This window comes from Streptomyces coacervatus (genome assembly GCF_029223485.1).
GTDB lineage: Bacteria > Actinomycetota > Actinomycetes > Streptomycetales > Streptomycetaceae > Streptomyces > Streptomyces coacervatus.
Genome location: NZ_JARHTP010000001.1, coordinates 51,990 through 63,928, shown reverse-complemented (window position 1 = coordinate 63,928; position 11,939 = coordinate 51,990). Strand labels below are relative to the sequence as shown.

Genomic DNA, 11,939 nt, shown 5'->3' with positions numbered 1-11,939 from the left:
CATGTTTCACCGCCGTTTTCCCAGGTCGTGGCATGTTTCAGCCCTGTTGCGCGTCGTGCGCGAGGAGCGCGATGTGCACCGAGGCGGCCTGCTCGAAGTCGTCGAGGTCGACGCCGAGCCGCCCCTGTATGGCCTCCAGGCGGCGGTACAGGGCCGGCCGGGAGACGTGGTGGAGCTGGGCGGTGCGGGACTTGTTGCGGCCGGTGGCGAGGTAGGTGCGCAGCACGGCCAGCAGGTCGTCGTCCGCCGAGCACAGCAGCCCGTCCAGCTCCCGTTCCGCGAACGACTGCACATACGGATCGTCCCGCAGCAGCCGGATCAGGCCCCGCAGATGTACGTCCTTGAGGCGTACGACGGCCGGGAGGTCGAGGGCGGCCGAGGAGTCGGCGACGGCGTCGGCGACGTGCTGGGCCTCGCGCAGCCCGGCCGGCACATCGTCCCAGGCGATGCGCGGGTCGGCGGCGGCCACCACGGTCTTCGGCGACCCTGACTCGGTGCGCAGCCGGGCCGCGAAGTGTGCGGTGAGCGCGGCCGCGTCCTGGTCGCGGGCGAGGCTGAGCAGGACGGCGGTGGCTTCTTCGGCGAGCTCGGCGACGAGCCCGGACAGCCCCAGCATCCGTAGTACGCGGTCCAGTTGGGCGGGTTCGCCGTCCCGCACGACCAGCGGTACGAAGGTGCGCCGGTTGACCGGCAGTCCTGCGGCACGCGCGCGTGGCAGCAGCTGCCTGGCCGGTACGACGCCGCTGACCAGGTCGGTCAGCAGGCTCTGCGCGGACTGCTCCTCCCAGGTGTGTGCCGAGTTGCCGCCGAGCATGCGGTGCAGGACGAGGGCCTCGGCGGCCCGGTCGGCGAGGAGGCGTCCGGTGGCGGTGTCGCCGCGGTGGCCGCACAGCATGATCTGGCCCCAGCGCTCGCCGCGCCCGGCGAGTTCGGCGCGGATCCAGCCGTCGCCCTCGCTGCCGCCGGCCTGCCGGGAGATGCGCTCCCAGTCGCGCAGCACGTCGTCCACTGCGGGCCGCTCCCCCGCCGTGGCGAGCACGCGGTGGGCGAGGTTGGTGACGACGACCGGGCAGGCGCTGTGCTGGGCGATCTCGTCGAGGAGCCGTTGCAGCGGGGCGCCCGCGGTGATGAGCCCGGTCAGAGCCGTGCGTACGGACTCCGAGAGGCTCACGGCGGCGAACTTCCGCCGTACCAGCCGGGCCTGGACCTCCTCCGTCAACTCCGCGAAGGGGAAGGGCCGGTGAAGGACGACCATCGGCAGCCCGCACCGCTCGGCGGCCCGGCGCATCACGTCCGGTGGCGCCGGAAAGGCCCGCCCCAGGCCGAGCACGACGGCCGCGGCCTCCGCGCGGTGCAGGGACTGGATGTATTCGGCCTGCTTCTCCTCGTCGCCCGCGAGCAGCACTCCGGTGGTGAGCACCATCTCACCGCCGCTGAGCATCACGCCCACGTCGGGCGCCTCGGCGACATGCACCCAGCGCACCGGCCGGTCGAGCTGGGCCGCGCCGGCCACCACCTCGGGCTCCCCGGCCAGCACCCGTTCCAGGGTCAGCACCTGGCGCACCGACAGCGCCGGTTCGAGGGTCCCGAAGGTGGTGGTCATGGCGATCGTCCCTTGCTCGGTGCACTACTGCGTAAGGCTCCTCAGAGCGCGTTCGAGGATCGCGGCGCCCTCCTCGGCCTCCGCGACCGTCAGGGACAGCGGCGGGGCGATACGCAGGGCGCTGGTGTTGTGGCCACCGCCCTTGCCGATGAGCAGCCCGTCCGCGCGGGTCGCTTCGAGGACGGCGGACGCCGCGTCCGGATCGGCCTCGTCGGTCCCCGGTTTGACCAGCTCGATGCCGAGCATCAGACCGCGGCCGCGCACCTCCCGCACGTTCGGGACCTGCGCCGCGACGGCCCGCAGCCGCTCGATGAGCAGCCCGCCGACGCGCCGGGCGTTGCCCTGCAGATCGTGTTCCAGCAGGTACGTGAGGTTGGCGAGGCCCGCCGCCATGGTGATCTGGGTGCCGCCGAAGGTCGAAATGCTGTTGGCGTCCAGGCAGTTCATGATCTCGGCGCGGGCGACGACACCGCCGATGGAGCTGCCGTTGCCGATGCCCTTGGCGAAGGTGAGCATGTCCGGCGGGCCGCTCCTGCCGTGCGCCTGCCAGCCCCAGAAGTTGTCGCCGGTGCGGCCCCAGCCGGTCTGCACCTCGTCGGCGATCCAGAGGATGCCGCGCTCGGCGAGCACCTCGCGGAAGGCCGCGTAGAGGCCGTCCGGCCCGGAGGTGAAGCCGCCGACGCCCTGGATGGGCTCGGCGATCAGGGCCGCGGGCGGGCGGGTGTGGCCGAGCAGGTCCTTCAGGTCGTCGACACAGGCCGCGATGAACTCGTCGTCGCTCAGCCCCGCGTAGGGGCCCCGCGTCCGCACACCCCCGTGCACGTACAGCGTCTGGAGGGGCGACAGCGAAGTGGGCGACCAGCCGCGGTTGCCGGTGATGCCGACCGCGCTGAAGGAGCGGCCGTGGTAGCTGTTGCGCATCGCCAGGATCGTGTTGCTCTGCCGGTAGGTGGTGGCGAGCAGCAGGGCGGTGTCGTTGGCCTCGGTGCCGGAGGTGGTGAAGAAGACACGGGCGTCCGGGATGCCGCTCAACTGGGCGATGCGCTCGGCGAGTTCGACCATCGGGCGGTTCAGGTACAGGGTCGACGAGTGGAGGATCCGCCCGGCCTGTTCGCTCACCGCCTTGGTGACCTCGGGCAGCGCGTGCGCGGTCATCGTGGTCAGGATGCCGCCGAAGAAGTCGAGGTACTTGTTGCCTGCGGCGTCCCAGACATGGCGGCCCTCGCCATGGGTGATCTCCAGGGGGTCCTCGTAGTAGAGGGCGAGCCAGTCGGGCAGTACCGACTTGTGGCGGGCGTAGAGGTCGGTCACGGCTGCACCAGTCCTTCGTAGGCGTCGGGTCGTCGGTCACGGTAGAACGCCCACTGCTGCCGCACTTCCTCGATCACGTCGAAGTCGAGGTCGCGGACGACGAGTTCCTCGGTCTTGTCGCTGGCCCGCTCGCCGACGAACTGGCCGCGCGGGTCGACGAAGTAGGAGGTCCCGTAGAAGTCGTTGTCGCCGTACTCCTCCTGGCCGACCCGGTTGATCGCGGCGATGAAGTACTCGTTGGCGACGGCCGCGGCGGGCTGCTCCAGCTGCCACAGATGGGCGGACAGACCGCGCGAGGTGGCCGACGGGTTGTACACCAACTGGGCCCCGTTGAGCCCGAGTTGCCGCCAGCCCTCCGGGAAGTGGCGGTCGTAGCAGATGTAGACCCCGACCCTGCCCACGGCGGTGTCGAAGACCGGCCACCCCACATTGCCCGGCTTGAAGTAGTACTTCTCCCAGAAGCCCTTGACCTGCGGGATGTGGTGCTTGCGGTACTTGCCGAGGAAGGTGCCGTCGGCGTCGATCACGGCCGCGGTGTTGTAGTAGAAGCCGGACTGCTCGACCTCGAAGACCGGGACGACGATCACCATGCCTGTTTCGCGCGCGAGCTCTTGCATACGACTCACGGTCGGCCCGTCCGGCACCGGCTCGGCCCAGCGGTAGTGCTCGGGTTCCTGGACCTGACAGAAGTAGGGAGCGTTGAAGACCTCCTGAAAACCGATGATCTTCGCACCCTGGCGGGCCGCCTCGCGGGCGTGCTCCTCGTGTTTCGCCACCATGGACTCGGTGTCGCCGGTCCAGGTGGCCTGGACCAGAGCGGCACGTACGACGTTGGCCATGAGCTGCTCCTTCGGCGGGACGTCAGAGCCTCTACGCCCGTAGATGAGGCCGTAGAGGGATGAACGTAAGCCTCCGGGAGAGCCTTGCCAAGACCATCGCCGTTAACCCGCGGAGTCGATCACGTTTCGCACTCCTGTGGGGGAGCGGAGGGGCCGGCGGGAGGGGGGACGGGGGTGTGTCAGGCGGTGAAACCGGCGACCCGGAGGGCGTGCACCAGATCCCAGTGTCGCTCGTCGGAGACGCCTTTCGCGGCCTCCACCAGGAGCGGTACGAGGGTCCCCGGGTCGGGCTCGGCGCTGCGGGCCGCCTCCTCGGGGGTGCGGACGCGGACGTAGGCGTCGAGCAGCGCGCGCACCTCTCGGTGGCGCCCCTCGGCGGCCAGCCCCAGTACGGCCTGTCCGATCTCGGTGGCGGGCCGTGCGACGCCCTGCCGCAGGATCTGCTCACCGTCGGGTCCGCGCCCGGCCGCGACCAGGGCGTCTGCCGCTGCCACGAGCCGGTCGGCGGGCAGCGAGGCGGCCTCCCACAGCAGGGTCGCCCAGTCGGCGCCGAGCCCGGCGCGCTGCAGCCCGGCGGCGAGCAGCGGGAAACGCGCGGCGGGCCAGTAGGCGGCCTCGACGAGCAGCGCATGCGCCTCGCCGCTGTGCCCCTCGGCCCGCAGCCGCACCAGCCTCTCCACGGTCCCGGCGACCTCCCGCGGCCCCGCCGTGTCCAACGGCTCGGCCGTCGGCTGCTGCGGCCCCTCCGCCACCTCGGCGGCCCCCGCGAACCGCGCCCCCCGCGGACTGCGGCCGGTGGCTTCCGGAGCGGGCAGGACGGGTGCGGCGGTCGGCGGCACGGCGACGGGCGCGGCCTCTTCCTCGGCCATACCGGCGAACCGGGCACTGCCCCGACGACGCTTGCGCTGCTTGGAGGTTGGCGGTTCGGGGGCCGGGGGTTCGGGAGCGGGCTGTTCCCGTACGGGCTGCGGCGCGCCGGAGGATTCCGGGCCGCCCCCGGGATTCATGGCGTCTGCGTCGCGCTGCTGGGGTGCGCTCGGAAAGCCGCCGTCGTACGAGGCCGGGCGCGCCGCCTCGAACGGGGCACGGTGCTGTGACGTGCCGGGGGCACCGCTCTCGTAAGGGGCGCGCTGCGCGGCCGACGGCTCGGGGGCGTACGAGCCGCTGCGCACCCCCGCAGGACCGGAGTCCTGAGCCCCTGGCCGCAAACCCGCAGGACCACGGCCGTACGAGTCCACCGGCTGCGCCCCACCCGGGGCGGCCGCCTCGTGAGAGCCGCGCTGCGCGGCCGACGGCTCGGGCGTGTACGAGCCGCTGCGCACCCCCGCCGGACCATGGCCATACGAGTCCACCGGCTGCGCCCCACCCGTGGCGGCCGCCTCGTGAAAGCCAGGGCGCGCCGGTACAGGACCGGAGTCCCGCGGCCCTTGGTCCGCCCCCGCAGGGCCACGGCCGTACGAGTGGATCTGCTGCGTCGCTCCTGAGGCACCGGTCTCGTACGGCGCCTGCCGCCCGTCCGCGGCGCCGGGATCGTAGGTGCCGCGCTGTTGCGGGAAGCCGGAGTTGTAGGCCTCCGGGGCGCCCGGGCCCGTGTCGGCCGACGGTGCCTCGTCCGGTGCGAACTCCCTGTCGATGCGGTAGACCGCGCCTTCCGCGATGCGCGCCCGGCGGATCGCCGCCGCCTGGCCGCCTGCCGACCGGTGGTCCAAGTCGGCCATCCGGGAACGGAGTTCGGCGCAGCGGGCGGTGGCCCGTTCGTGGTCGTCGCGGGCCCAGGCGAGGTCGAGGCGGACGGCGTCGGCCTCCTGCCGGGTGGTGGCGGAGGCGAGCAGCCGGCCCAGTTCCGCCTGGCGTTCGGCGGCGTAGCGCTGCTCGCGGAGCATCACGTCGAGCCGGTCCCCGAGGGCCTCCCGGCCGCCGGGCCGGGCGTCGTACGCGGCGAGCGCGGCGGAGTGCAGCCCGCGGGCCCGCTCCTTCTCCTGGGCCGCGGCACCGGGGCCGTACTCCGCGGCCAGGTCCTGCAGGACCGACTCCAGCACGTCCCAGGGCGGCAGTTCACGCCCCTCGAGACAGGCTCGCATGCCGTCGGGGTCGCGCTGCCAGAACACCGCGCACCAGCCGCCGCCCTGATCCAGGCGCGCCAGCAGGCCGTTCAGGTAGTTCACGAACTCCCGTACCCGGCCCGGGAGTTGATCCAACGCCATCGCCCAACTCCTGCCAGACCGGAGTACTCCGGTCCGTTAGACAACACGAGCCGTGTTACGGGAGCGCTACGAGAAGTTTTCGGACGGGACGCAGAGTACGCCCTTCCTGCCGGAACGTGACGTGCGCGTGGCCGGAATCACGCGGCTCGCGCAGCGACCGGCGCACAGGCCCCCGCGAGTTCGTCCATCGACAGACCGAGCGCGCGGGCCAGCGCGGCAACCGTGAAGAAGGCCGGCGTCGGGGCGCGGCCCGTCTCGATCTTCCGCAGGGTCTCCGCGGAGATGCCGGCGTCCGCCGCGACGTCCGTCATGCTCCGTCCGCCGCGGGCCTCGCGGAGCAGTCGCCCGAGCCGCTCGCCGCGTTCGCGCTCTTCGGGGGTGAGAGGGGTGCGTACCATGCCGTCATTCTAATACCGGTATAGTAATTGGCATGGTGGAGCTGAAGACAGACACATCGATCGACGCCATGTACGAGGCGGGGCAGGTGGTCGGGCGGGCCCTGACGGCCGTACGACACGCTGCCGACGTGGGCGTCTCCCTGCTGGAGCTGGACGAGGTGGCGCGCGGGGTGCTGCGGGAGGCGGCCGCGGGCTCGCCCTTCCTCGGCTATCGCCCCTCCTTCGCCCCGGTCCCCTTCCCGGCCGTCATCTGCACCTCGGTGAACGACGCGATCGTGCACGGCATCCCGACCGGTTACCGGCTGCGCGACGGCGACCTGGTCTCCGTCGACTGCGGCGCCGAACTGGGCGGCTGGGTCGGCGACTCGGCGACCAGCTTCATCGTGGGCGAGCCGCGCCCGGCGGACGTGCGGCTCATCGAGACGGCGGAGCGTGCGCTGGCAGCGGCCATCGAGGCGGCGGTGGTCGGCAACCGCATCGGCGACATCGCGCACGCGATCGGCTCGGTGTGCCGCGGGGCGGGCTACGGCATCCCGGACGGCTTCGGCGGACATGGCATCGGGCGCCATATGCACGAGGACCCCGGGGTGCCGAACGAGGGCCGTCCGGGGCGTGGCCTCCCCCTGCGCCACGGCATGGCCCTCGCCATCGAGCCCATGCTCATCATGAGCGGCCGGGACGACTACCACGCGGCGGCGGACGGCTGGACCCTGCGCACGAACGACGGCTCGCGCGCGGCCCACGTGGAGCACACGGTGGCGATCACGGACGCCGGGCCGCGGGTCCTCACCGAGCGGGAGCAGCCGCCCGGGAGAGCACGGCGGGCCGGCTGACGGCGGGCGGACTCCCGGCCTCGGCCGCGTGCGTCGGGCACCGCTACCCGCGGGCGCACTCCCTCGGTGAGCTGCGACTCCGCCCGGCGGGTGAGGGTTCCGCTGCGCCGCCTCATGGCGTCCTGTGCCACGTTGCTGCCGCCCCCGGTGTCCTGGACGTGCCCCCTTCCGGTGGTCGTGCGAAGGTGGTGTGACCCGGCTCTGTGGGGGCACCCGACGGGCCGGCACGTCGATCAGCGAGCGCGTCCCGGGCCGCCCGTCGGGACGCCGGAACGGAAAGCCATGACCAGCGGCTTCAGTGGACCTGAGGGCTACGACCCCTTCGGAGAATTCCTCGCCCGCTTCTTCAGCGGCCCACGCCCGGGCCCCCGGCAGATCGACATAGGGAGGCTGCTCAGCCAGCCCGCCCGGGAACTGGTCCGCGGGGCCGCCCAGTACGCGGCCGAGCACGGCAGCCGGGACCTGGACACCCAGCATCTGCTGCGGGCCGCGCTGGCCAGCGAGCCGACCCGGAGTCTGCTCAGCCGGGCCGGCGCGGATCCCGACTCGCTGGCGTCGGAGATCGACGAGCGCTCCGGCCCGGTCCAGCACACCCCGGAGGAGGCGCCGCCGCCCACCTCGCTCTCCCTCACCCCCGCCGTCAAGCGGGCCCTGCTCGACGCCCACGACCTGGCGCGGGCCAGCGGCGCCGGTTACATCGGCCCCGAACATGTGCTCAGCGCCCTGGCCGCGAACCCCGACTCGGCCGCCGGGCACATCCTCCACTCGGCCCGTTACGCGCCCACCTCGCTGCCACCCGAGACTCCGGACACCGCGCAGGCCCGTACCGAGCACGCGCGCGCCACCGGCACGCCCACCCTGGACAAGTACGGTCGCGACCTCACCGACCTGGCGCGGCAGGGCCGTATCGACCCGGTGATCGGCCGGGACGAGGAGATCGAGCAGACCATCGAGGTGCTGTCGCGGCGCGGCAAGAACAACCCGGTGCTGATCGGTGACGCGGGCGTCGGCAAGACCGCCATCGTGGAGGGGCTCGCGCAGCGCATCGCCGACGGGGACGTGCCCGACGTGCTGATCGGGCGGCGGGTGGTCGCCCTGGACCTGACCGGCGTGGTCGCGGGCACCCGCTACCGCGGTGACTTCGAGGAACGCCTCAACAACATCGTCGGTGAAATCCGGGCGCACTCCGACCAGTTGATCGTCTTCATCGACGAGCTGCACACGGTCGTCGGCGCCGGCGGGGGCGGTGAGGGCGGGGCGATGGACGCCGGCAACATCCTCAAGCCGGCGCTCGCCCGCGGCGAGCTCCACATCGTCGGCGCCACCACGCTGGAGGAGTTCCGCCGGATCGAGAAGGACGCGGCGCTGGCCCGCCGCTTCCAGCCGATCCTGGTGCCCGAACCCTCCGTGCCGGACACCATCGAGATCCTGCGCGGCCTGCGCGACCGCTACGAGGCCCACCACCAGGTCCGCTACACCGACGAGGCCCTGATGGCCGCCGTGGAGCTGTCCGACCGCTATCTCACCGACCGCCGCCTCCCCGACAAGGCCATCGACCTCGTCGACCAGGCCGGCGCCCGGGTACGGCTGCAGTCACGGACCAAGGGCACGGACGTACGGGCCCTGGAGCGCGAGGTCGAGCAGCTCAACTGCGACAAGGACCAGGCGGTCGCCGACGAGCAGTACGAGCGGGCGACCCAACTGCGCGACCGCATCACGGAGTTGAAGCAGCGCATCGCGGACACCGCAGGCGGTGACGAGGCCGACGAGGGGCAGCTGGAGGTGACCGCCGAGGCGATCGCCGAGGTGGTGTCCCGGCAGACGGGCATTCCGGTCGCCAGCCTCACCCAGGAGGAGAAGGAGAAGCTGCTCGGCCTGGAGGAGCACCTCCACAAGCGGGTCGTCGGGCAGGAGGAGGCGGTCAGTGTGGTCGCCGAGGCAGTGATGCGCTCCCGCGCCGGGCTCGCCAGCCCCGACCGGCCGATCGGCAGCTTCCTGTTCCTCGGGCCGACCGGCGTCGGCAAGACCGAGCTGGCCCGCGCGCTCGCGGAGGCCCTGTTCGGCAGCGAGGAACGCATGGTCCGCCTGGACATGAGCGAGTACCAGGAACGCCACACCGTCAGCCGCCTGATCGGCGCCCCGCCCGGCTACGTCGGCCATGAGGAGGCGGGCCAACTCACCGAGGTCGTACGCCGCCACCCGTACTCACTACTGCTGCTGGACGAGGTCGAGAAGGCGCACCCGGACGTCTTCAACATCCTGCTCCAGGTCCTCGACGACGGCCGTCTCACCGACTCCCAGGGGCGGACCGTCGACTTCACCAACACGGTCATCGTGATGACCAGCAACCTCGGCTCCGAGGCGATCACCCGGCGCGGCGCCGGCATCGGCTTCGGGGCGGGCGGTGCCGACGCCGACGAGGAGGCACGCCGCGAACAGATCCTGCGCCCGCTGCGCGAGCACTTCCGCCCCGAATTCCTCAACCGCATCGACGAGATCGTCGTCTTCCGCCAGCTCACCGGCGACCAACTGCGCCAGATCACCGACCTGTTGCTGGAGAAGACCCGCCGCCTGCTGCACGCACAGGGCATCACGGTCGAGTTCACGGCCCCGGCCGTCGACTGGCTCGCCGAGCGGGGCTACGAGCCCGAGTACGGAGCCCGCCCACTGCGCCGCACCATCCAGCGCGAGGTCGACAACCAGTTGTCGCGGCTGCTGCTGGACGGGCGGGTGGCGGAGGGCGGCCGCGTGACGGTGGACGTCGAGGGCGGCCAGCTGACCTTCGGCACAGAGGATCTGCCGACCGCCCCGGAGTTGTGACCGGGCTGGGCTGCACCGCCCCGATAGGGGCGCGGGGAACTGCGCGACCAGCCCCCACGCACCCGCAGACGACTACGGCGCCGGCTGGACCACTTGCGCCGACCCACCACCACGCCGCACAGTCTCAGCGGCTGCCAGCCACTTCCCACCAGGCAACCGCTGCACACCCGTAGCCGCCCCGATCTCAGGGTTCAGCTTGAACGAATGCCCGATGGCCTCGAGCTGAGCTCGCAGACCCCCCGCACTCGTGTCGTTGTACAGCGCAGGCTCCAGCTCGGTCTGCGCAGCGTTCCGCTGGCTGGCGCGCGGCGCCGCGATCGCGTCGACAAGCGGCTGCCCCCGGTCCAGGAACTCGGTCAGTACCTGAAGCACGGTGGTGATGATTGTGGCCCCACCCGGCGAACCCAGCGCCACCACCGGCCTGTTGTGCTTGTCAAGGACAATCGTCGGCGAGATCGACGACCGCGGCCGCTTGCCCGGCCCCGGCAGGTTCGGGTCGTGCACGGCCGGGTTGGCCGGGGTGAAGGAGAAGTCCGTCAGCTCGTTGTTGAGGATGAACCCGCGGCCGGGCACGGTGATCGCGCTGCCGCCGGTCTGCTCGATGGTGAGCGTGTAGGAGACGACGTTGCCCCACTTGTCGGCGACGGTGAGGTGCGTGGTGTTCTCGCCCTCGTACGTCGTCGGGGCCGCCGTTCCGCCGGAGGAGCAGGCGGCCGGGTTGCGCGGGTCGCCGGGCGCCACCGGGCTGGTGAGGACCGCGTCGTCCTTGATCAGGCACGCCCGCGAGTCGGCGTACTTCTGCGAGAGCAGTTCCTTCGTCGGTACGTCCTCGAAGGCGGGGTCGCCGACCCAGCGCCCGCGGTCCGCGAACGCGATCCGGCTGGCCTCGATGTAGTGGTGCAGGTACTGGACCTCGCTCGCCTTGGAAAGGTCCGTCTTCTCAAGGATGTTGAGGGCTTCGCCGACGGTCGTGCCACCGGACGAGGAGGGCGCGATGGAGTAGACGCCGAGCCCGCGGTACGAGGTCTTGGTGGGCGCCTGGAGCTTGGCGCGGTAGGCCGCGAGGTCCTTGTCGGACAGCTTGCCCGGGCGGGCGTTCCAGCCCGAACCCGGGTCGACGGGCGGGGTGTTCACGGTGCGGACGATGTCGTCGCCGAGATCGCCGTCGTAGATCGCGCCGACGCCCTTCCTGCCCAACTCCTCGTAGGTGCGGGCGAGATCGGGGTTCTTGAAGGTGGAGCCGACCACCGGGAGCTGTCCACCCGGCAGGAACAGCTTGGCCGTGTCCGGGAAGTAGCGGAACCGGGTCTCGTTCGAGGCGGTCTGCGTGCGGAAGGTGTCGTCGACGGTGAAGCCGTCGCGGGCGATCCGCTCGGCGGGCTTCAGCACCGTGCCGAGTCTTCTGCTGCCCCAGTTGTCGAGCGCCGTCTGCCAGGTGGCCGGTGTGCCCGGCGTGCCGACGCTCAGGCCGCTGCTGACGGCGTCGGCGAATGCAAGGGGTTTGCCGTTCTCCACGAAGAGGTTGGAGTCGGCGGTCAGCGGCGCGGTCTCGCGGCCGTCGATCGTGTGCACCGTACGGGACTTGGCGTCGTAGTAGACGAAGTAGCCGCCTCCGCCGACACCGGAGGAGTAGGGCTCGGTGACGCCGAGAGCGGCCGCGGTGGCGACGGCCGCGTCGACCGCGTTGCCGCCCTTCTTCAGGACCTCGATGCCGGCGGCGGAGGCGTCCGCGTCGACGCTCGCGACGGCTCCGCCGTAGCCGACGGCGACCGGAACTTTCGCCGGGGTGCCGCTCGTTGTTGCGGCGGGTGGCGCCGCCGCCCCCACCGACACCATGGCGGCCGAGACCGCCAGGACCGACAGTTTCCGTGCGACAGGGCGACGCATCCGCACCTCCAGTGAGGGACCGTTCGCGCAGCTTAATCCAAGGA

At 72.1% G+C, this 11,939-nt stretch carries 8 protein-coding genes; 2 read left to right on the top strand and 6 right to left on the bottom strand.

What is annotated here, in order from left to right:
• Positions 1–37: 37 nt before the first annotated feature.
• The 5 genes from P2Q00_RS00335 to P2Q00_RS00315 all read right to left on the bottom strand — a co-directional run bounded on the left by P2Q00_RS00335 (position 38) and on the right by P2Q00_RS00315 (position 6,355).
• The gene (locus P2Q00_RS00335; protein WP_275768367.1) at positions 38–1,603 is read right to left on the bottom strand and encodes a PucR family transcriptional regulator; all 1,566 of its coding nucleotides are present in this window, start codon (positions 1,601–1,603) and stop codon (positions 38–40) included.
• Between the two features lie 24 nt (positions 1,604–1,627).
• Entirely contained in the window at positions 1,628–2,914 is a 1,287-nt protein-coding gene (locus P2Q00_RS00330; protein WP_275768366.1) for an aspartate aminotransferase family protein, read from the bottom strand.
• The gene (locus tag P2Q00_RS00325) at positions 2,911–3,753 is read right to left on the bottom strand and encodes a nitrilase-related carbon-nitrogen hydrolase (protein WP_275768365.1); all 843 of its coding nucleotides are present in this window, start codon (positions 3,751–3,753) and stop codon (positions 2,911–2,913) included. Before P2Q00_RS00325 ends, P2Q00_RS00330 begins: the two co-directional genes overlap by 4 nt.
• A gap of 179 nt (positions 3,754–3,932) precedes the next feature.
• The gene (locus P2Q00_RS00320; RefSeq protein WP_275768363.1) at positions 3,933–5,957 is read right to left on the bottom strand and encodes a hypothetical protein; all 2,025 of its coding nucleotides are present in this window, start codon (positions 5,955–5,957) and stop codon (positions 3,933–3,935) included.
• Between the two features lie 137 nt (positions 5,958–6,094).
• The gene (locus P2Q00_RS00315; protein WP_275768361.1) at positions 6,095–6,355 is read right to left on the bottom strand and encodes a helix-turn-helix domain-containing protein; all 261 of its coding nucleotides are present in this window, start codon (positions 6,353–6,355) and stop codon (positions 6,095–6,097) included.
• Positions 6,356–6,387: 32 nt separating this feature from the next.
• On the opposite strand from P2Q00_RS00315, the gene map reads away from it, so the two are divergent.
• Complete coding sequence (gene map / locus P2Q00_RS00310; RefSeq protein WP_275768359.1) at positions 6,388–7,188, top strand: type I methionyl aminopeptidase; 801 nt, start codon at positions 6,388–6,390, stop codon at positions 7,186–7,188.
• A 282-nt stretch (positions 7,189–7,470) separates the two neighbouring features.
• The gene (locus P2Q00_RS00305) at positions 7,471–10,008 is read left to right on the top strand and encodes an ATP-dependent Clp protease ATP-binding subunit (RefSeq protein ID WP_275768357.1); all 2,538 of its coding nucleotides are present in this window, start codon (positions 7,471–7,473) and stop codon (positions 10,006–10,008) included.
• 72 nt (positions 10,009–10,080) lie between these two features.
• Here P2Q00_RS00305 and ggt read toward each other — a convergent pair whose 3' ends face one another.
• Positions 10,081–11,895, bottom strand: coding sequence for a gamma-glutamyltransferase (ggt, locus tag P2Q00_RS00300; RefSeq protein WP_275768355.1), 1,815 nt, complete (start codon positions 11,893–11,895; stop codon positions 10,081–10,083).
• Between the last annotated feature and the right edge of the window lie 44 nt (positions 11,896–11,939).

Coding starts and splice junctions, on each gene's coding strand:
- P2Q00_RS00305 (WP_275768357.1), top strand. CDS start 7,471: ATGACCAGCGGCTTCAGTGGACCTGAGGGCTACGACCCCTTCGGAGAA.
- P2Q00_RS00325 (WP_275768365.1), bottom strand. CDS start 3,753: ATGGCCAACGTCGTACGTGCCGCTCTGGTCCAGGCCACCTGGACCGGC.
- P2Q00_RS00315 (WP_275768361.1), bottom strand. CDS start 6,355: ATGGTACGCACCCCTCTCACCCCCGAAGAGCGCGAACGCGGCGAGCGG.
- P2Q00_RS00335 (WP_275768367.1), bottom strand. CDS start 1,603: ATGACCACCACCTTCGGGACCCTCGAACCGGCGCTGTCGGTGCGCCAG.
- P2Q00_RS00320 (WP_275768363.1), bottom strand. CDS start 5,957: ATGGCGTTGGATCAACTCCCGGGCCGGGTACGGGAGTTCGTGAACTAC.
- map (WP_275768359.1), top strand. CDS start 6,388: ATGGTGGAGCTGAAGACAGACACATCGATCGACGCCATGTACGAGGCG.
- ggt (WP_275768355.1), bottom strand. CDS start 11,895: ATGCGTCGCCCTGTCGCACGGAAACTGTCGGTCCTGGCGGTCTCGGCC.